This window comes from Glutamicibacter sp. BW77 (genome assembly GCF_002332285.1).
Lineage (GTDB): Bacteria > Actinomycetota > Actinomycetes > Actinomycetales > Micrococcaceae > Glutamicibacter > Glutamicibacter bergerei.
In genome coordinates, this window is the sequence record NZ_NRGT01000037.1 from 1 (window position 1) to 21,179 (window position 21,179).

General features: G+C 61.6%; 15 protein-coding genes. 3 read left to right on the forward strand and 12 right to left on the reverse strand.

All coding sequences use genetic code 11. From position 1 onward, the window contains the following. Positions 1-312 precede the first annotated feature (312 nt). The 5 genes from tyrS to argH form a co-directional block, all read right to left on the reverse strand. Positions 313-1,632 carry a tyrosine--tRNA ligase gene (gene tyrS, locus CIK74_RS03825; RefSeq protein ID WP_170947734.1) on the reverse strand — a complete coding sequence of 440 codons (1,320 nt, stop codon included), beginning with the start codon at positions 1,630-1,632 and terminating at the stop codon, positions 313-315. Between the two features lie 91 nt (positions 1,633-1,723). Then, the gene (locus tag CIK74_RS03830) at positions 1,724-4,006 is read right to left on the reverse strand and encodes an AAA family ATPase (RefSeq protein ID WP_096254451.1); all 2,283 of its coding nucleotides are present in this window, start codon (positions 4,004-4,006) and stop codon (positions 1,724-1,726) included. A 138-nt stretch (positions 4,007-4,144) separates the two neighbouring features. Beyond that, positions 4,145-4,687, reverse strand: a complete 543-nt coding sequence (locus CIK74_RS03835) for an adenine phosphoribosyltransferase (protein WP_096254452.1) — start codon at positions 4,685-4,687, stop codon at positions 4,145-4,147. Between the two features lie 82 nt (positions 4,688-4,769). Further along, positions 4,770-5,510 (reverse strand): maleylpyruvate isomerase family mycothiol-dependent enzyme, encoded by a 741-nt coding sequence (locus tag CIK74_RS03840; protein ID WP_096254453.1) that lies wholly within the window; start codon positions 5,508-5,510, stop codon positions 4,770-4,772. Positions 5,511-5,642: 132 nt separating this feature from the next. Then, positions 5,643-7,061 carry an argininosuccinate lyase gene (gene argH / locus CIK74_RS03845; RefSeq protein WP_096254454.1) on the reverse strand — a complete coding sequence of 473 codons (1,419 nt, stop codon included), beginning with the start codon at positions 7,059-7,061 and terminating at the stop codon, positions 5,643-5,645. 354 nt (positions 7,062-7,415) lie between these two features. On the opposite strand from argH, the gene CIK74_RS03850 reads away from it, so the two are divergent. Next, positions 7,416-7,967, forward strand: a complete 552-nt coding sequence (locus CIK74_RS03850) for an O-acetyl-ADP-ribose deacetylase (RefSeq protein WP_096254455.1) — start codon at positions 7,416-7,418, stop codon at positions 7,965-7,967. Positions 7,968-8,167: 200 nt separating this feature from the next. Here CIK74_RS03850 and CIK74_RS03855 read toward each other — a convergent pair whose 3' ends face one another. From CIK74_RS03855 to argC, 6 genes are read right to left on the reverse strand one after another with little or no spacing between them, the layout of a single operon-like run. Further along, entirely contained in the window at positions 8,168-8,671 is a 504-nt protein-coding gene (locus CIK74_RS03855) for an arginine repressor (protein WP_096254456.1), read from the reverse strand. Next, positions 8,672-9,631, reverse strand: coding sequence for an ornithine carbamoyltransferase (gene argF / locus CIK74_RS03860; protein WP_096254457.1), 960 nt, complete (start codon positions 9,629-9,631; stop codon positions 8,672-8,674). It abuts the gene before it with no gap. Positions 9,632-9,681: 50 nt separating this feature from the next. Then, positions 9,682-10,869, reverse strand: a complete 1,188-nt coding sequence (locus CIK74_RS03865) for an acetylornithine transaminase (RefSeq protein ID WP_096254533.1) — start codon at positions 10,867-10,869, stop codon at positions 9,682-9,684. Positions 10,870-10,922: 53 nt separating this feature from the next. Further along, positions 10,923-11,849 carry an acetylglutamate kinase gene (argB, locus tag CIK74_RS03870; protein WP_096254458.1) on the reverse strand — a complete coding sequence of 309 codons (927 nt, stop codon included), beginning with the start codon at positions 11,847-11,849 and terminating at the stop codon, positions 10,923-10,925. A 26-nt stretch (positions 11,850-11,875) separates the two neighbouring features. Next, the gene (argJ, locus tag CIK74_RS03875) at positions 11,876-13,075 is read right to left on the reverse strand and encodes a bifunctional glutamate N-acetyltransferase/amino-acid acetyltransferase ArgJ (RefSeq protein ID WP_170947735.1); all 1,200 of its coding nucleotides are present in this window, start codon (positions 13,073-13,075) and stop codon (positions 11,876-11,878) included. Further along, positions 13,072-14,103 (reverse strand): N-acetyl-gamma-glutamyl-phosphate reductase, encoded by a 1,032-nt coding sequence (gene argC, locus CIK74_RS03880; protein WP_096254459.1) that lies wholly within the window; start codon positions 14,101-14,103, stop codon positions 13,072-13,074. Before argC ends, argJ begins: the two co-directional genes overlap by 4 nt. 171 nt (positions 14,104-14,274) lie before the next feature. Here argC and CIK74_RS03885 point away from each other — a divergent pair, with 171 nt between their 5' ends. Beyond that, entirely contained in the window at positions 14,275-15,243 is a 969-nt protein-coding gene (locus tag CIK74_RS03885; RefSeq protein ID WP_096254460.1) for a quinone oxidoreductase, read from the forward strand. 106 nt (positions 15,244-15,349) lie between these two features. Here CIK74_RS03885 and CIK74_RS03890 read toward each other — a convergent pair whose 3' ends face one another. Continuing rightward, entirely contained in the window at positions 15,350-16,900 is a 1,551-nt protein-coding gene (locus CIK74_RS03890) for a DUF5129 domain-containing protein (RefSeq protein ID WP_096254461.1), read from the reverse strand. Positions 16,901-17,257: 357 nt separating this feature from the next. Between CIK74_RS03890 and CIK74_RS03900 the strand changes: the two genes are divergently transcribed. Beyond that, on the forward strand, positions 17,258-21,178 hold the full coding sequence (locus tag CIK74_RS03900) for a Pls/PosA family non-ribosomal peptide synthetase (RefSeq protein ID WP_096254463.1): 3,921 nt from the start codon (positions 17,258-17,260) through the stop codon (positions 21,176-21,178). The last annotated feature ends 1 nt before the right edge of the window (position 21,179 follow it).

Here is a 21,179-nt window from a genome sequence, read left to right on the forward strand (position 1 = left end):
TCCGGAGCAACTTTTCAACTCTAGCATGTTTCGTGAACCGGTCATAACCAGTCGAAACGCCTTGTGAAAAGCTCTTTGCTACCGAATGAATTCTTCGTGTATTCCACGTTGTTTTCGTTTCGGCAACAGAGAAAAACTATACGTTCATTCTCGGCGACGCGCAAATCGGCTATTCCCACCAAAAATCACCAATAAACTTAGCCTGACTAGTAGTTTAGTGTTTTGAACACAAGAAAACCGCCAGAAAGGTGTCGTGGTTCACAGACTTTTCTGACGGTTTCTCTTTTTTAGCTGAAATACGTTGGTACTTGACTAAGCGGTTAGCTCGACAACTGCCATGTTCTTCTTGCCGCGGCGCACGATGGCGTACTTACCGTGCAGGAAGTCCTCGTTGCTAAGCACCGAATCGATGCCGGTTACCTTTTCGTTATTTACGTAGGCGCCACCCTCGTTCACGGTACGGCGCGCTGCCGAAAGTGATTCGCTAAGCCCCGATGCATGAAGCACATTCAAGATACCTAGATCATCGGCGCTTATCTGAGCCGAAGGCAGCTCAACCAGCACTGATTCCAGTGTTGGCAGATCGATCTCGTTCAGATCTCCGTTGCCGAATACTGCGGCCGAGGCAGCGATGACTTTATTGGTGGCGTCTTCACCGTGAACCAATGAGGTCACCAACCAGGCAAGTTCGCGCTGAGCTTGGCGCTTGAACGGACGTTCGGCGACCTCGACCGCCAACGCCTCAATCTGCTCGCGGGTTAAGAAAGTGAAGACTTTCAAACGATCAATTACATCGGCATCGGCGGTATTGAGCCAGAATTGGTAGAGCGCGTATGGGCTGCACATTTCTGCGTCCAACCAGATGGCGTTACCTTCGGACTTGCCGAACTTGGTGCCATCGGAGTTGGTGATCAATGGAGTGCCGTAGGCGTGAGCGGACTTGCCCTGAACCTTGCGGATCAGGTCGGTACCACTGGTCAGGTTGCCCCATTGGTCAGAGCCACCGGTCTGTAAGGTACAACCGTATTGGCGGTTGAGCTCCAAGAAGTCATAACCCTGCAACACCTGGTAGGAGAACTCGGTGTAGCTGATGCCCTCATCGGAGTTCAGCCGTGCAGAAACAATTTCCTTTTTGATCATTGTCCCCACACGGAAGTACTTACCCACGTCGCGCAGGAAGTCCAACGCTGATAACTGTGAGGTCCAGTCCAGGTTGTTCACCAGACGTACCGCGTTCGGCCCCTGGTTGGACAGGAAGCGCGAGACCTGCCCCTGAAGACGAGTGACCCATTCGGTCACGGTTTCTTTGGTATTCAGGGTGCGCTCGGCAGTCTGCCGCGGATCACCGATCAGTCCGGTGGAACCACCGACCAGGGCCAGTGGCTGGTGACCGGCCAACTGTAGTCGACGCATATTCAACAACTGAACGAGGTTGCCTAGGTGTAGTGAGGGTGCGGTCGGATCGAACCCGCAATAGTAAGTGATACTCTCCTCGGCCAGGGCTCGCTCTAGCTCGGTTTCATCGGTGGACACGTGCACTAGGCCGCGCCACTTTAGTTCCTGCCAGATGTTCTCGAAGGAGGGATCATTACTCTGTCCCGCAATGACGGGATTCTGCTTATTCTCAGACACGCTCTCAACATTAGCAAAATCCCGTCGCCACGGCGTAGTTTGTACCGCCGATCACACCCACAAAAACTCGTGCGGGAGTAAAACCTTGGCCTTAGGCTTCGGTAAACCCGGCAGGCAGTGGTTGGTTGTGGATCACGTGCAGACGCTGGGTGGTGCGGGTCATCGCTACATACAGGTCGCCCACTCCCCCGTCTACCTCTGCCACCAGCAGTGCCGGTTCCACGATCATGACCCCGTCGAATTCCAGACCCTTCGATTCGCGGGCGGAAATCACCACGATGTCCTGTGCCAGGCCACCGGATCCGGTGCCCACCCGCTCTGTGTAGAGCTCGGTGACCGCAGCACGGGCGGCAGCCAACAATTCTTGTGGCACGATCACCGCTTGCAACCCGCCGGCTGAGTATTCCAATTCGCCAGGCAGTTGCTCGATCAGGCTCTGGATCAATTCACCCTTGCCTACGGTGGTGATCACCGGTGGCCAGTCACCTTCGCGTACCGCTTGCGGCGTGGTGATTCGCAAGCCCGCGGCCTGAGCCACGCGCACCGCAGCATCGGCAATCTGTGCCGGGGTGCGGTAATTGACAGTGAGTTCTTCGAGTTTGTAGCGGTCCGCGAAGAACGGTTCCAATGCTTGGGCCCAGCTATTGGCACCCGAGGCGGCGGAGGTCTGCGCGATATCCCCGACGATGGTGAAGGACTTCATCGGGCAACGGCGTACCAAAAGCCGCCACTGCATCGGCGAAAGCTCCTGGGCTTCGTCGACCACAATGTGCCCGTAGGCCCAGGTGCGATCGGAGACTGCACGTTCGGCCGCGCTGGCCGAGGCGGCGGTTTCCTGATTGACCGAGGCTACCTGCTCCGCGGTCACCACTCCGTCGATCCCCGCGTTGGCGAGCATCGTATCCATATTGTCCAGCGCCCGTTTGGCGTTTTCCACGTCGCGCTCGTACTGCGAGGTATCGGGCAGGTCCTGTGGGTTCACAAACTCGCCCAACAGTTCCGCTGCCTCGTCGAGCAACGGCACGTCAGCTTCGGTGAAGGGCGAACCGGCCGGGCGGAACAGGGCATCGCGGTCCGCCGGCGACATCCGCGGGGCGGCGGCCTCCAACAGATGCGGTTTAGCAAAAAGCTCGGAGAGCAGGCCCTGCGGGGTCATCGGCATCCAGCAGAGGTTGATGGCCACGCGCACATCCCAGGATTCGCGCACCTCCTGTGGAAGGTATGAACGATCCGCGGCGCTTGGCTGGCCGGCAGATTCCTCCAATTTACGGCGCAACTGCTCGGCCAAATCTCCGACGATCACCTTGGTAAAGGTTTCGCGCGCCTCGTTATACGGCTTATGCGTATGCCGGGCACGTTCGCGGGCGTTGCGCACCATACCGCGAGTCAGCGTGAGCCGGGTGCCTTCGACAACTACCGTGCGGTCTTCGGCCAGCAGACGCTGGCGGTTGCGCACCGCGGCGCCGATGACCTTCGCCATCGATAGTCGACCCTTCACCCGGGCGACATTACGTGCGGTTTCCGGACCTGCGTGTACCCCGTGGTACAGCTCGCCCACCGAGGACATCACTACGCCGGTTTCACCCAGCGAAGGCAGCACCCGTTCGATATAACGCATAAATGAATTGGACGGGCCAACAATGAGCACGCCTGCGTGCTTGAGCCGTTCGCGGTATTCATAGAGCAGAAAAGCGGCACGATGTAGCGCGACGGCGGTTTTACCGGTACCCGGTCCACCCTGAACCACTACGGCCCCAGGAAGATCGGCGCGAATGATCGCATCCTGCTCGGCCTGGATGGTGCCGACGATGTCGCCCATACGGCCGGTGCGCTTCTCGCGCAGCGCGGCCATCAACGCACCTTCACCGTGGTGCGTATGCCCCTCATCGAGCCAGGTTCCGTCGAGCACATCATCTTCGATACCGGCCACGGCGCGGCCCTTGAGCATCAGGTGGCGACGACGGCGCACACCGCGCGGGTTTAGCGCGGTCGCCTGATAAAACGGTGCGGCTTCCGAGGCGCGCCAGTCGATCATCAACCGGTTCAGCTCCTCATCGGAGAGCCCAATGCGTCCAATATAGCGCGGCGAATTCCCCGCACCGTTGGACTCCGCTTGCGCTTCGCCCTGCTCGGCCAGGTCCAACCGGCCAAAGACCAACCGGTCTTGCACCGCGTCCAATTGCGCGATGCGGTCCTCGTAAAGGCTCGCAAAGGAGTCACGTTCGGACTGGTTTTGGAAGGTGCCTACCGCGCCGGTAGCCCGGGTGCGTGCAAGCTGCTGAACCTTTTCGGCGCGCAACTCATCAAGCCGGTCATATAGTCGTGAGACATACTGGCTTTCGGCGAGCAGATCCTGCTCGATCGTACCGCTCAATCTTGGTTCCCCTCGCGCTCATATCGCTTATATACAGGACAGATTATGATACGCGCGTTGTTCGGCGCGGGGTTAATCCCGCGAAGTCACGTACGTCATCTTCCGGCCATGACCGGTGACCGGCTCCGGTGCGAAACACTAAACTTTTTGTAAGCTGAGCACCTGGTGATCGCCCAAGTTGGCACGTCCGCCGAGTTCTTCGAGCTCCAAAATTACGCCGACTCCGGCCACCACACCGCCGGCACGTTCGATCAAACGTACCGCCGAACCCACGGTGCCACCGGTGGCGAGCACATCGTCGAGCACCAACACTCGGGTGCCTGGCGCGATCTCATCCTTGTGCAGCTCCAGCGAGGCGGAGCCATATTCCAAGGTGTAATCATCGCGGTATACCTCGCGCGGCAACTTTCCGGCCTTACGGATGGTCAGCATTCCGCGGCCCGAGGCGTAGGCGGCCGCGGCGGCAAGCACAAATCCACGCGCTTCAAGCCCGGCAACGATGTCGAACTGTCCGGCGAAGGGCGCGATCAGCTCATCTACCAGTCGGCGCAACCCCTGAGGGTCGGCAAACACCGGGGTGAGGTCTTTAAAAGAGACCCCGGGTTGTGGGTAGTCTGCCACCACTGCGCACAGTCGGTCTAGCAGCTCACTTATACTCTCGTTATTAGTCACGCGTAATATTTTAGTGCGTCAAACGGCTTAAGAAGGACCGGAAGTCGTCTTTTGCTCTGCGATCGCGCACACGTTTGGAGTCGACCGGGGTTTAACGCGCCATCAATACGTCGCTAGGCCACGGCAGTAAGGTGGGGAAATCGGCCGAATCCGCGGCCTGCGTGGCACGAACCACCCCGCCCACCGGCCGGCCGGACAACCAGGCGGCCAAGTCAAAATCTGTTCCTTCAAGTACCCAGGATCGCTCTCCCTCACCAATCACCTGACGCTGGCGGCCATGGGGTTGCAATACGATGCGGTCCTCTGGCTTCACCCGAGCCGCCAGGGCACGCAGGAGGTGATCGGAAAATTCTTGGGGCCAGCTAGCGGCGGGACGGATAAATTCGTTCAGGTCGGTGGCGTGGATCAGCATTTCTCGCCAGACCGCGTAGACCATATCGGCCACCTTCGCTCCCGGACGATAGCCCACTGGCTGTTCCCAGTGCGCTTGCACGGTGGTGAGGGTTTCACGTAACTGGCCTAAGGATGCGCTCACCAGTTCGCGTAGTTTTTCCGGTCGCATCAGCGCGGCCATATTGATCGCCTCGATCCGCCCGGCCGCTCCCCCGTCGTACATCGGTGGTAACTGCGCGGAACCGGCCTGCTCAAATTGCCGGTTTGCGGCCAGCGCCAACGAATGCAGGTGCGCCACCAGTTGCGCGGTGCTCCAGCCGGGCAACGAACTGGGCTTGGCGAAATCTTCGTCAGCCAAGCTGGAAAGCTGCGCGACCAGTTCGTCCAAGGCGGTGGTCACGTGTGCAATGAGTTGGGCTGGAGGCAGTTGAAGTGTCATGGCACACACTCTAGCGCGAGCCGGTTCCCGGGCAGAAGTCCGGCACCCACAACGCGCCGGGCGGCCGCTCAACCATGCGGTATGCGTGGCTAATCGGCCGCCCGGAAAGCGGATTATTAGTGCAGTGTTGCTTTAGCCTTTGACCCAGGCGCGAATCTGATCAAGCTGGCGTTCAAACTCGACAATCTGCTCTGCGACGGCGCTCGGGGCGGTGCCACCCTGGCCATTACGGGCATTGAGCGAACCCTCGGTGGACAAGACCTCGCGCACCTTCGGGGTTAAGTGCTCCGAGATGCCGGCGTATTCTTCGTCGGTCAAATCCCAAAGCTCCACGCCACGCGATTCGGCCAGCTGCACCGCGGCACCGGAAAGTTCGTGCGCGTCACGGAACGGCACACCCTGACGGACCAACCATTCGGCAATGTCGGTGGCCAGTGCAAAACCCTGCGGCGCGAGCTGCGCCATGCGCTCGGTGTTAAAGGTCAGCGTGCCCATCATGCCTGCCATCGCCGGCAGCAACATTTCTAGGGTGTCCGCCGCGTCAAATACCGGTTCTTTGTCTTCCTGCAGGTCGCGGTTGTAGGCCAACGGCAGTGCCTTGAGCGTAGCCATCAGTCCGGTTAGGTCGCCGATCAAACGTCCGGCCTTGCCACGAGCAAGCTCGGCAATATCCGGGTTCTTTTTCTGCGGCATGATCGAGGAGCCGGTGGAGAACGCATCGTGCAACTTCACGAAGCTAAACTCCTTCGTGGCCCACAGGATGACTTCTTCGCTCACCCGGGACAGGTCTACGCCGATCATCGCGGTAATCCAGGAGAATTCCGCGAAGACATCGCGTGCAGCGGTGCCATCGATCGAGTTGAAGACCGCCGAGTCGAAGCCCAATTCCGCGGCGACGAAGTTAGGATCAAGCCCGAGGGTCTGCCCGGCCAGCGCACCGGAACCATAAGGGGAAACCGCCGCGCGCTTGTCCCAATCGGCAAAGCGCTGCACATCGCGCAGCAACGGCCACGCGTAAGCGAGCAACAGGTGCGAAAGTAGGATCGGCTGGGCGTGCTGCAGGTGGGTGCGGCCGGGCATCGGCGCGTACGGGTGCGCCTTGGCCTGGTCGAGCATCGCGTCGATGGTATCGATAACACCGGAAGCGATGATCCGTGCGTGGTCGCGCAGGAACATCCGGCCTAAGGTGGCGATCTGGTCGTTGCGGGAACGGCCAGCACGCAGCTTGCCGCCCAATTGGGTGCCGGCACGTTCCAGCAACCCGCGCTCCAACGAGCCGTGCACATCTTCATCCGATTCGGCGGCCACGTAGGCTTGGGACTTCACATCTGCTTCGAGCTGGTTCAGCGCGGCGAGCATATCGGTCAGTTCGGTCTCGGTCAGCAGCCCGGCGCGCTGGAGCACCTTGGCGTGAGCGCGGGACCCGGCGATGTCGTAGCCGGCTAAGCGCCAGTCGAAGTGGGTGGACTTGCTCAGTGCTGCCATCGCTTCTGCTGGCCCACCGGAGAAGCGGCCACCCCAGAGCGATCCTTCATTTGTTGACGAGGACATAACTCGTTCCTTTCAGCCAGATCCCGCCGGGCGACGGGCAAAGTTGATGATGCGCTGCTTCCACTCTAGCAAAGCATTATGCATTGACACTCATAATTATTCAGCGAGTTCGGCGTGCACTACTAAGACCTCGGCACGATCGTCGGCAAATTTATCGCCGATGCCGCCGTTCGCCACGCGCTGCCAGGCGCCGCACCCAACGCAAATGCCGGATCGGGGCCGAACCTGTGAACTAGGTATAGATTTTTTGTCAGGACACGGTGAGTTGTGCGTTTGCTACTTCCGCCGGTGCCAGCGCGAGCGTATGGTGAGAGACACAAAGCCGAATACGGATACTTCGTTGGAGGAAACCCCATGGAAATCCAGTTGTACCGCGGTGATATCACCACGTTGAACGTTGATGCCATCGTCAATGCAGCCAATCCCTCGTTATTGGGTGGGGGCGGCGTCGATGGAGCTATTCATGCGGCGGCCGGGCCTGCCCTGCTGGCCGCCTGTCGTGCAGTTCGTGCGGCCAGATACCCCGACGGAATTCCTTCAGGTATTGCGGTGGCGACGAAGGCCGGAAACCTTAGCGCGAAGTGGGTCATCCATACCGCGGCGCCAAACCTCGCACTGATTAAACCCAACCCGAAGATCCTGGCCGATTGTTTTAGCAATTCGCTCTATCTGGCGGCGCGGCATGAGGCGCACTCCGTCGCGTTTCCTGCAGTGGGTGCCGGCGCTTTCGGCTGGCCTGCACAAACGGTCGCTCAAATTGGTTTTAACACCATTAGCGCATGGGTGGAAACGAATAAGCATGTTTCGCCAATCCGCCGCATCGTCATGGTGTCGCATACTGACGAAGTTCAAGAGGCCTTCGAAGATGCCTTTGGAATGTCTTCGGTAGACCAGTTGGCTGCCTAGCACCACGAGCCTAACCGTCAGAAAACATCATTACCCGTCACCGCGCGTCAGCGGTGACGGGTAATTTTATCTCTGAGCATGTGAGTTGTGCGCCCATGATGCGCCGACGTAATGACGGGTTAACGCAACGCGCCACCGCGGGTGGAAACCCTTTCGGTGGCGCGCTGATCGTGCATGAAATTTGTGTGCGTCCCGCCCGGCTAGCGCGGTTCGGCCAGCTGCAAAAAGCGGCTGGCCACTTCTCTGGCCCCATCGGCGGCGCGGGTGATCACCATAATCGTGTCATCGCCCGCGATACAGCCCAGAATTGCGGGAATCTGCGAGTGGTCGATGGCCAGCGCCAACAGGTTCGCGGCCCCCGGCGGGGTGCGCAAAACAACGATATTTGCCGAGCCCTCGGCGGTGACTAACTGCTCCTGACAGATCTTAGCCAGGCGCGCGTCGAGCACCTCCTGGGTGATGGCGGTCTGCGGGGAACGGTCCCCACCCTCTTGGCGGATCGCATAAATCAGTTGGCCCAGGTGGTCGCGGATCCGTACGGCTCCGATCTCCACCAGATCCCGGGAAAGCGTAGCCTGGGTGACCTCCAACCCGTCATCTTTGAGCAACCCGAGCAGTTCTGCCTGAGATTTAACCGAATTATTGCCCAAGAACGCACGAATCCGGGCTTGGCGCGCGGTTTTGGTGCTTGGCTGTACCGACATTTAGAGCTCCACTCGGGGATCTTGCGCCAGACCGGAGGCGACCATCAGCCAGGTCATGATGGCCTTCTGCGCGTGCACCCGGTTCTCGGCCTCGTCGAACACGACCGACTGTGGGCCGTCGAGCACCTCGGCGGAAATCTCGTAGCCGCGGTAGGCCGGTAGGCAGTGCAGTACGATCGCATCGTCCTTGGCAAGCTTCATCGCCTCGGCATCCACCGCGTAATCCACGAAGAGCTTCTGTCGCGCCGCCTTCTCATCTTCCTGCCCCATGGATACCCAGGTGTCGGTGACGACCACGTCGGCATCTTCCAGCGCTTGCGCCGCGTCGGTGGTGATGACCACCGAACCGCCGGTTTCTTCGGCACGAATCTGGGCGGCGGCGATAATCTCGGCCGAAGGCAGGTAGCCTTCAGGACCGGCGATACGCACGTGCATGCCGGCGGTGACCCCGGCTAGCAGGTAGGAGTTGGCCATATTGTTGGCGGAGTCGCCCAGGTAGACCATGGTCAGCCCCGCGGTTTTGCCCTTGTGTTCCCGCACGGTGAGCAGGTCCGCCAGCAGCTGGCAGGGGTGGTAATCGTCAGATAGCGCGTTAATGACCGGCACCGTCGAGTTCGCAGCCATCTCTTCGAGCCCGGACTGGGCGTAGGTGCGCCACACGATAGTGGATACCATTCGCGCCAACACCTGGGCGGAATCGGCGATGGTCTCCTTATGCCCCAGCTGCGAATCGGTGGAGTTGATGATCAGCGGTGAGCCGCCCAACTCGGCAATGCCCGCGTGGAAGGAAACGCGGGTACGCGTGGAAGTTTTGTCGAAGAAGACCGCGACGGTTTGTGGGCCCGCGTAGGGTGTGAAGCCGTATTTATCGGCCTTCATCGCTGCGGCGAGGTCCAAGACCTTGGACTGCTCTGCCGGGCTTAGATCAAGGTCGGTGAGGAAGTGGCGGGTAAGACTCATGGGATGATTCCTTAGTTTCCGGCGGTAGCCGGGCTGTTCGTTCGCAAGGTTTAGACGGCCGCGGTCAGCAGCTGTGGCACGGCGGCGAGGAAGGTTTCGAGTTGTTCGCGGGTAATAATCAGTGGTGGGGCCAGGCGGATGGTGTGTTCGTCGGTGGCGTTGACGATGAACCCGGCATCTAGCGCGGCGGAAACAAACTTCGGCGCTACCGCCGTTTGCAATTCAAAGGCGGTCAGCAGGCCGCGGCCGCGCACGGCGCTAATCCCGTCCAGCTCGGCCAGCGCGGCGCGTAACCAGTCACCGGTTTCGCGCACATGCTCCAGTAGTTTCTCGTTTTCAATGGTGTGGATGACGGCTAGCCCCGCGGCGCAGGCCACCGGGTTGCCACCAAAGGTGGTGCCGTGGTCCCCCGGGGTCAGCCAGCTGGTATTTTCTTCACCGAAGACGATCATCGCGCCGATCGGGAATCCGCCGCCCAGCCCCTTAGCCAGGGTCATCACGTCCGGGAGCACCGGTGCGGAGGCGAAAAATTGCCCGGTGCGGCCCATGCCGGTCTGCACCTCGTCAAAAACCAATAGTGCACCGGCGGCCTGGGTGATCTCGCGCGCCGCGCGCAGGTACTCTTTCTCCAGCTCACGCACCCCGGCTTCACCCTGAATAGGTTCGATGAACACCGCCGCAACGGTTTCGTCAACCGCCTCGCGCAGCGCCTGGATATCTCCGGCCGGAATCCAGCTGACATTATCTGGCAGCGGGGCGAAGGGTTCACGGTACTTGTGCTTATAGGTCAGCGACAGCGCGCCGAGGGTGCGGCCATGGAAGGAGTGTTCCAGGGCAATCACCTTGGTGCGCGGGGTCTGCTCGGTCCCGACATTACGCCGGGTGAGCTTCAACGCCGCCTCATTCGCCTCGGTACCGGAGTTCGTGAAGAACACCTTGGAACCGGCCGGCGCGGCAGAAATTTCTAGTAGCTTCTCCGCCAGGGCAATCTGCGTGGGGGTGCTGAAAAAGTTCGACACGTGCCCCAGGGTGGCCAACTGACTGGTGATCACACTGGTCAGCAAAGGGTTCGCGTGACCGAGGGTGTTGACCGCGATGCCGCCAAGCAAGTCCAGGTAGCGGTTGCCGTCGGCGTCCCACACATGGCAGCCGGCGCCACGCACCAAAACCCGTGAGGGGGTGCCAAAAACGCCGAGCAGTGACTTGTTGTAACGCTCGGTCAGCTCGGCCCCATGCATCGAGGAGAGCTCATTGGCCTGATTCAGCGCACCGTTTGGGTGCAATTCCTGACTCACTTAGATTCCTTATCCTGGGGTACCACCTGGGTGCCAACCCCGGCAGTGGTGAAAATTTCGAGCAGCATCGAGTGCGCCTCACGGCCGTCGACGATATGGGCCTGGGCCACTCCCTCGTCGACCGCCTTCAGGCAGGCACCCATCTTCGGGATCATGCCCGATTCCAAGGTGGGCAGCATGGTGCGCAGCTCATCGTTGGTAATCGAGCTGATCAGCGAGGACTTGTCCGGCCATGCCGCGTAAAGGCCCTCCACGTCGGTGAGGATGACCAGTTTGGCGGCGCCCAGCGCGGTGGCCAGCGCCGCGGCCGCGGTATCCGCGTTAACGTTGAGAATCGCCCCGGTTGGCTCCCCCGCCGCATCAAATTCCGGTGCCACGGTGGAAATAACCGGGATCATTCCGGCTTCCACCAGCGAGTCCACCTGATCGGTGCGTACGCGGGTCACCTCGCCGACCAAACCCAAATCAACGGGCAGCCCGTCGACGAAGGTACCGGTGCGAACCGCTTGGAGCATCGCGCCATCCTCCCCAGACATGCCCACCGAGTAGGGCCCGTGCGAGTTGATCAGGCCCACCAGGTCACGCTGCACCTGGCCGGTGAGCACCATGCGCACCACATCCATCGCCTCGGGTGTGGTCACCCGAAGCCCGCCACGAAATTCTGACTTGATGCCCAGCGTGTCGAGCATCTTGTTGATCTGCGGTCCGCCGCCGTGCACCACCACCGGGTTGATTCCGGCGTGACGCAGGAACACGATGTCTTCGGCGAAGGCGCGGCGTAGCGACTCGTTGACCATCGCGTTGCCACCGTATTTGATGACCATCGTGGTTCCGGCAAAACGTTGAATCCAGGGCAGCGCTTCGATGAGCGCTTCGGCCTTGGTACGGGCGGCGCCGAGGTGACTTTGTGCGGTGTGCGGCATCGTGGCCGGGCTCCTAGGGTGCGTGCCTAGCTGGAGTAGGCGGAGTTTTCGTGGACGTAGTCATGGGTTAGATCGTTGGTCAAGATGGTGGCCTGCGCGGATCCGGCGTTCAAATCGATGTCGATCGACACGTTACGATCCTCTAGCGAGACCAGCGAACGATCCTCGCCGACACCACCGTTTTTGCAGACCATCACCGAGTTGATCGAGACGTTCAGTTCATCGGGTTCAAAGGCCGCGCGCGTGGTGCCGACCTCGGAGAGCACCCGCCCCCAGTTGGGGTCCTTGCCGAAGATCGCGGTTTTCACCAGGTTCGATCGGGATACCGCGCGGGAGACCTCCAGCGCGTCGGCCTCGGTGGCGGCATTAAACGTCCGGACCGCGATGGTGTGTTGTGCACCCTCAGCGTCGTCGATGAGCTTTGCGGCCAACTCTTGGCACATATCGGCCAGCGCGGCGGTGAACTCTTGCGCGTCCGGGGTGATCCCGGAGGCGCCGGAGGACATCAGCAGCACCGTGTCATTGGTGGACATGCAGCCATCGGAGTCCGCCCGGTCAAAGCTGACCGAGGTCGCGGCGCGCAACGCGGCATCTAACTGTGTGGCGTCGAGCACCGCGTCGGTGGTCAGCACCACCAGCATCGTGGCCAGCGCCGGGGCGAGCATGCCCGCGCCCTTGGCCATACCGCCCAAGGTGTAACCATTCACGGTGCGCGAGGCGATCTTCGGCACGGTATCGGTGGTCATAATGCCGGCCGCCGCCTGATCGGAAGCGTCCTGACCGCCGGCGAGCGCGGTTGCTGCGCGCTCTACTCCGGGTAGCAGCTTGTCCATCGGCAGTTGTTCGCCGATCAACCCGGTGGAGGCTACGGCCACGTCACCGGAGGAAATGTTCAAAAGTTGGGCCACATGTTCGGCCGTCTGGTGGGTGTTGGCAAAGCCTTCGGCTCCGGTGCAGGCGTTGGCGCCGCCGGAGTTCAGCACGATCGCGTCCACTCGGCCATCGGTGATCACCTGTTTGGACCAGTGCACCGGAGCCGCCGCCACGCGGTTGGCGGTGAAGACCGCGGCCGCCGCATAGTTCGGGCCCTGGTTGGTCACGAGCACCACGTCGTTTTTACCCGTGGATTTCAGGCCCGCTGGCACACCTGCGGCGCTAAATCCTGCCGGTGCGGTGACTCCGGCCAGTGTGGCCTGCGGAAAGGTTGGGGTGTGGGTCAGGCTCACGGTGCGACTCCTTGCATTAACAATCCGGTGGTTTCGGGCAAGCCCAGTGCGATGTTCATCGATTGCACGGCGGCGCCGGCGGTGCCCTTGGTGAGGTTATCCAGCGCGGCGGTGATGATCACTCGTCCGGCGTGCTCGTCGAACGCTAATTGCATGTGCACGTGGTTTGAGGCTTGCACCGCGCCGGTGGTGGGCCACTGGCCCTCGGGCAGCAGGTGCACAAATGGTTCGTTGGCGTAGGCCGATGCCCAGGCCTCGCGTAATTGGGCGGCGCGCACTCCTGGCTTGACCCGCGCGGTGGCGGTGGTCAGGATACCGCGCGGCATTGGGGCCAGCGTCGGGGTGAAGGACACGGTCACGTCCTCCCCGGCCAGTTTGGAAAGGCCCTGTTCCATTTCGGGAATGTGGCGGTGGATACCGCCGACGCCATAGGTGCTCATCGAGCCCATGGTTTCGCTGCCCAGCAGGTGGGTTTTGGCGCTTTTTCCCGCGCCGGAGGTGCCGGAGGCGGAAACGATCACTACGTCTTGTGGCTCAAGTAACCCGGCGTGGTAGCCCGGGGCGAGGGCCAGCTGGCCGCCGGTGGGGTAACAACCAGGTACTGCTACGCGTTTGGCGCCGGCGAGTTTCTCGCGCGCCCCGGGAAGTTCGGGCAGTCCGTAGGGCCAGGATCCGGCGTGTGGTGAGCCGTAGAATTTTTCCCAGGCACTCGCCGATTCCAGGCGGTGATCCGCGCCGGCGTCGATGACCAGGGTAGATTCTGGCAGGGCCGCCGCCACCGCTGCGCTCGCGCCGTGCGGAAGGGCAAGAAAGACCACGTCGTGTCCGGCAAGGTTTTCCACGGTGGTTTCCACCAGCACTCGATCGGCCAGGGAGTGAAGATGCGCGGCGATGCCGCCTAGTCGCAATCCGGCTTGGGAATGCGCGGTGATCGCACCAATCTCTACCTCTGGGTGATTGGCTAAAATTCTAAGGACTTCGCCTCCGGCGTATCCGCTGGCGCCGGAGACAGCAACTGAAATCGTCATGACCTCACTCTACAACCGGTTATGCATCAAACCTAATAAATATGCATAAATTGTTCGTCATTTCATGCCAGCTCTGGGTTGTCGCTCATCGAGCTCACACCCGCCACACTTAGACTGGGATCAGGCAACGGCCAGCAACTTGGCAAGGGACAAAGATTGGAAGCGCATCGTATGAATCAGCAGAGCATACTCGTCTCCCACGCAGGTGGACCCGAAGTGATGGAACTAGGTGATGCCCCCATCGAAGCCCCGGGCGAGGGCCAGATCCTGGTAAAGATCGAAGCGGTCGGCGTGAACTTCATTGAAACCTATCAACGCTCCGGCGTCTACGCGGTGGACTACCCCTTCACCCCGGGAACCGAATTTTCTGGCACCGTGACCGAGCTAGGTGAGAACGTGCGTCACCTGAAGGTCGGGGACCGCGTTGCTACCTCCAGCGGTACCAAGGGCTACGCGCAATTTGCGGTGGTCGACGAAAACCAACTGGGCAAGGTGCCGGCCAACGTTGATCTGCGCCTGGCCGCGGCGCTGCCCTTGCAGGGCATGACCTCGCACTACCTGACGCATTCGAGCTACCTGGTCCGTTCGGGCGACGTCATTCTCACCTACGCCGGCGCCGGCGGAGTGGGCCTGTTACTGACTCAGATCCTGAAGATGAAGGGCGCGACGGTGATCACCACCGCCTCCACCCAAGAAAAGAAAGACCTGGCGCGTGCCGCCGGAGCAGATTACGTGGTGGATTACAACCAGGTGGAGGCCACCGTTGACAAGGTCACCAAGGGCCAGGGCGTGCATGCGGTCTACGACGGCATCGGCAAAGACACCTTTGACATTTCGCTGAAGGTACTCAAGCGCCGCGGCACACTCGCACTCTTTGGAGGAGCCAGCGGCCAGGTGCCACCCTTTGATCTGCAGCGCTTAAACGCGGGTGGATCATTAACCGTCACGCGCCCGAAGCTCGCAGACTTTTTGGCCACCGACGAAGAACGCGCCTGGCGTTTTGGCGATGTATTCGGCTGGGTGGCTTCCGGTGAGCTCGATATTCGGGTGGGCCAGGAGTTCGCGCTCAAAGATGCGGATCAGGCGCATCGGGCGCTGGAATCGCGAAAGACCACCGGCAAGGTGCTCCTCGTTCCCTAAACGCCTGCCCGCGCGCGAAGGCACCGCGTAGCACTACGTAGCGAAGGCCTGTCACCGATTTTGGTGGCAGGCCTTCGCCGTGAGTTTCAGTAGTTGCGGCGCAACATTAGAAGTGCGAGGAGCCTCCGGCGCCGGAGAAACTACCTCCACCGGAGTAGCCCTGGGAAACACCCGAAGACCCACCCGATGAGCGTGAGCTATCCACCGAGCTGACCGCTTGGCTGTAGCCGGTGCTGTAGGAACCCACGGACCAGTACATCGCGGCCGGGTAGCTGACGTCCAAAATTGTGCCGACAGCGCGCGGCCTTTGATTTGTTGCGTCATAGCGTGAGCGCTTTAGCTCCGTGCGCATTTCTTCTTCCTCTTCCGGACTCTTCGCATAGGTCACGATTTGTGCGTTGGCCAAAGCATCAAGTTTTTCGGTCAGTTGCACGCGCAAATCTGAGAGAGCATCAAGCGCATCATCAACCTCGATGCTTTCACTTTTCAGCTCATCGCCCAGACGTTGCAACTGATTGCGGGCTTGAGCCGCGAAGGAATTCAACGCGGCCACGCTGGCTCGAACCTCTTCGTCGCCGTCTTCCGCGGCGTCAGTAGAATTTTCTGTCAGTTCGGGCAACGCGTTGAGGTCTTCAAGTAGCGGGGCGATCTGCCTGCGCCAGGCCGCTTCCCAGTTGGCATCGCGGGTATAGAGGGATGCGGCATCAATGATCGCGTCGTCGGTCAAATCCAGAGTTTGTGCGGTGGACAAAAAATCCTTAGCCCGAAGCACTCCAACACTGCGTGACCGCAGCTTTTTAGTCGTTGCCTCCAACTCCTGGCGCTCACTGAACACCACACGGTAGTCGGCGCTGAAGTTGGCGAAGCGGCTAGCGAGCACGGTTGCGTGCGCGGCGTCGGCCGGGAGCGTGCTCGCTGCAAGTTCGGTGGCATCCAAGTCCAGCGTGACCCGGGTCAGGTGTTCGGTGCCCTCACCCAGCGCTTGGCTAAAACGTTTGCGATTGTGTGCGCGCACCGCGGCGGTGATCCCCACCGTGCCCAGCGCTCCGAGTCCGCCAAGTCCCACGGTCCATCCCAGTGCCGGATGCTGATACCAGGGGCGATTCATGATTTTGGACCCGCGCTCGGCCACCGCGATCACCCCGTCGGACCAGCGTCCGGCGTTAAAATCCTCGTACCCGGCCTCGTGAATGGAACCCATTTGCCCCTCGGAGACTTTACGATCCTCACCGAAGTAGGTGCCGACCTGCCCGTCGCCTTGGCCTTCCACCGACAAGGTGATGATGAAGTAGCCATCGGCCCAGTAATCCCCGTAGTCTTCGGGCTTATCCGAAATCCATTCGCTGTGGCTGCTGCGCGCAAAATCTAGGGTTTTCGTGTTGATGTCATCGGAATACTCTCCGTTGCGCGTATACACGGCCACCTTGGTCGGCTCGTTAAAGTCCAGGCCTTCGATTGCGTCGCGCAGTTTGTCTTCATTGAGCACGTTTGCGGTGTCATCAACGGTGATCGATTCGAGCGTGTCCGGCTCAGCTGCGGCGGCATAAGCCCCGGGGATCACGCTGGCCATCAGCAACGTGGCGGCAAATCCGGCAGCCACGGTGCGACGCGCCGCCACCGCAACGCTGCTCAGGCCTGTTGACTGGGGCTGATGCATGGAAAATTCCTCCAGAGGGGGTGTCGAGATTTATTCCGATCGATGCGCTTATCACCCAGCCTACTCGGTGGCTGCGCTTGCGCGCATCCCCACGATGGACGGGACACGGCCTCGAACGGCGAGAATTTGGCCGCCCGTTATGTGTCCGAGCAGCGAAATTGTTGATGTGATCCATACGACCAAAAGCACCCAAAGCTTCCCCGTGACCGTTTTGAGGGGCTTTAATAGGTGCAGGACGTCGCAACGTCCGATCCCCTCCAGGATCCATACCCCTTTTTCATGCGAACCCGTCTCCCCCACGAACTCGCAGCCCACTGGTGCACCCCACCCGTACCGAAGGGACGGATCCGCCCGCTTATGGACTCCGTAGATAGTTCCACCCCCGAGAATTCGACGATCTACCCGGCGCAGTTTCCGGCCGGTTCGCTGGCCCCCGAGCCACGCACGCTGATCGAGATCTTGCAGGCCACCGCGCAGGCCCATCCCGACGCGCCGGCCATTGACGACGGCTCACACATCGAAAGTTACGCCGAGCTGATCGAAGAGGTTAAGACCAAAGCGCTACGCCTGCATCAGTCGGGCCTCGGCGCCGGGGACCGGATTGGCGTGCGTGTCACCTCCGGGACCGCCGCGCTCTACGAGTGGATCTTGGCGATCCTCTGGGTGGGTGCCGCCTACGTTCCGGTGGATGCCGACGATCCCGACGAGCGCGCCAAAACCGTGTTTGACGAGGCCCAGGTGGCCGGTTTCATCTCCGGCACCGATCAGCTCACCGTGATCGACCCGCTGCGTGCGACCCCCTTCCCCAACCCACGCGCCCCACGCCTTGGCGACGACGCGTGGATCATCTTCACCTCCGGGTCCACCGGCAAACCCAAGGGTGTTGCCGTCACGCACCGCTCCGCGGCCGCCTTTGTCGACGCCGAGGCGCAAATGTTCTTGCCCGCCGACCCGCTGAACACCAGCGACCGGGTACTTGCCGGACTGTCGGTGGCCTTCGACGCATCCTGCGAGGAAATGTGGATCGCCTGGCGCAACGGCTCCTGCCTGGTCCCGGCCCCGCGTGCCCTGGTCCGCAGCGGCATGGATCTGGGCCCCTGGCTGATCTCCCGTTCGATCACCGCGGTATCCACCGTGCCCACTCTGGCCGCGCTCTGGCCGGCCCAAGCGCTGGATTCGGTACGTCTGCTGATCTTCGGCGGGGAGGCCTGCCCGCCGGAACTTGCCGCACGCCTGGCCACCGACAGCCGCGAACTGTGGAACACCTACGGTCCGACCGAAGCCACCGTGGTGGCCTGCGGCGCCACCATGGACGGCAGCTTGCCGGTGCGTATCGGCCTGCCGCTAGCCGGCTGGGATCTAGCAGTAGTGGACCCCGAAGGTATCCCGGTGTCCGAGGGGGAATCCGGTGAACTGATCATCGGCGGCGTGGGCCTGGCCCGCTATCTGGATCCGGAAAAAGAAGCGGAAAAGTATGCGCCGATGCCCACCTTGGGCTGGGACCGCGCCTACCGCTCGGGCGACATGGCGATCAACGACCCGCTGGGGTTGGTGTTCATCGGGCGCGTGGATGACCAGGTGAAAATCGGCGGGCGGCGCATTGAACTGGGCGAAATCGACGCCGCACTGGCTTCGCTCGAAGGCGTGTCCAACGCCGCGGTGGCGGTGCGCGAAACCAATACCGGCAACAAGATGCTGGTCGGTTATCTCGCCGCAGCCGCAGATTACGATCTGAGCGCGGCACGCACCGCACTGCTCGAAGATTTACCGGCGGCGATGGTGCCGCTGTTAACCCTGGTGGACACCATGCCGATGAAAACCAGTGGCAAGGTGGACCGCAATGCCTTGCCTTGGCCGTTGGCAGGCGCCGGGGAGCAGAGCGAAGAGGAACTACACGGGCTAGACGAGACCGGGCAGTTTGTGGCCGACGCGTGGCAGGGCGCGTTGGGCGCGCCGGTGTCCAGCGCGGACGCCGACTTCTTCGGTTCCGGCGGCGGCTCGCTCTCGGCGGCCCAATTGGTCTCCGCGCTACGCTCTCGCTACCCGGACCTGACGGTTGCCGAACTTTACGACTACCCCCGCTTTGGCGCGTTGGTGGAATACCTCGGCGGGCAGCAGATCAACGACGAGGTCATCGAACCTCGCATCGTCAAGCGCACTCGGCGCATCACCCAAATCACCCAGACTCTGCTCGCGGTGCCGTTGTTCATCCTTTCCGGCTTGCGCTGGTTCACCTACCTGATGCTCGGGCATTGGTTCCTGCTCAGCGTGGGAATTCTCGAAGCCCAGTTGCCGATCCCGTGGTACTCGATTCTGGCCTCCTGGCTGATCTTCGTCACCCCGGCCGGGCGCATGTGCCTGTCGATCATGGCCAGCAAGCTCTTGCTGCGCGGCCTGACACCGGGAACCTATCAGCGTTCGGGCTCGATGCACCTGCGTCTGTGGCTGGCACAGCACATTTCCGACGTGGTGGACCCGATTTCCCTGGCCAGCGCGCCACTGTTGCCTTGGTATGCCCGCATGCTCGGTGCGGATATCGACAAAACCGCCACCATGCACACCCTGCCGCCGGTCACCGGAATGCTGACCGTCGGACCGGGCGCCACCTTGGAACCCGAGGTCGACGTCTCCGGCTACTGGATCGACGGTGACAAGGTACATGTGGGCCACGTGAGCGTCGGAGACTTCGCCTCCGTCGGCGCCCGCACCACCCTGGTTCCCGGCGCCGTGGTTGCACCGCACACCATCGTGGAAGCCGGCTCCGCCATCTACGGTGAAACCCGCGAGAACTCGCGCTATGCAGGATCCCCGGCCGCCCGCGAGGGACGCGCCAAACCACGCTGGCCCGAGCAAATTCCTTCGTATCGCCTCCTTCCGCGCGTGCTGGGTGCTCTCGGTTCGGTGTTGCTGAACCTCTTGCAGTGGTTGCCGGTGGTTTTGGCCGTGTTGGCGGTCACTCCGTTGCTGCGTGCCGAAGATTCGCTGACGTCGATCGGCTGGAAATTCATTCCGGCGGTGTTGCTGGCCGCCCTGGTGTGGTTCCTGTCCATGATGGCGCTGATCGTTATCGAGGTGCGGTTGCTGTCCATCGGTCTCGTCGAGGGCTGGCACCCGGTGACCTCCAGGGTCGGTTGGCAGGCGTGGGCGACCGAACGCGTGCTGGATACCGCCCGCGATGTGCTCTTCCCGCTCTACGCTTCATTGTTCACCCCGGTATGGTTGCGGTTGCTCGGTGCGAAGGTCGGACGCGATGTGGAGATTTCCACGGTGCTGCTGATCCCGAAGATGACTACCATCGCCTCGGGCGCGTTTCTGGCCGATGACACCATGGTCGCCTCCTATGAGCTGGGCGGCGGATGGATGCACATCGCCCCGGTGCGTGTGGGCAAAAAAGCCTTCCTGGGTAACTCCGGCATCTTGCATGCCGGGCGACGAGTGCCTAAGCGCTCGCTGATCGCGGTGCTTTCGGCCACCCCACGCAAGATGAAGGCCGGCACCTCCTGGATCGGTTCTCCCCCACATAAGCTGCGCCGCACCACCGTGGACGCCGAATCTGAGCGCACCTATCAGCCGCCGATGAAGCTAAAAGTCATGCGCGCGCTGTGGGAGCTGACCCGCGCTCTGGCCGTATTCACCACCGTGGGCATCGCCGGCGGTGTGTTGTGGGCGCTGTCCGCGCTGGCCACCCACGTGAACCCGCTTACCGCGGCGCTGCTCTCCGGAGCGGTGCTGGTGGTGGCCGGAGCGGTGGCCGCACTGACCGCGCTGGCCGCCAAATGGCTGGTGGTCGGGGTGATCCGCCCGGGCGAGCACACACTGTGGAGCTCGTTCATCTGGCGCACCGAAATGGTTGACTCATTTGTCGAACTGGTCTGCGCCCAGTGGTTTGCGCGCCTGGCCTCCGGCACCCCGGCGCTGGTCTGGTTCCTGCGTGCCCAGGGCGCCAAGATCGGGCATGGGGTATGGTGCGAAAGTTACTGGTTCCCCGAGGCGGACCTGGTCACCTTGGAGGATCACGCCACGGTGAACCGCGGCTGTGTGTTGCAAACCCACCTCTTCCACGACCGCATCATGTCCATCGACACGGTCACCCTGGGTGCCGGCGGTACGCTTGGCCCGCATAGCGTGATCCTGCCCGCCGCGGTTATTTCCGAGGGCACCACCGCAGGGCCGGCCTCGCTGATCCTGCGCGGTGAACGACTGCCGGCCAATACCTACTGGCGTGGCAATCCGGCGGTACGCTGGAACATCACCACCGATCAGCCCGTGAAAGCCTAGA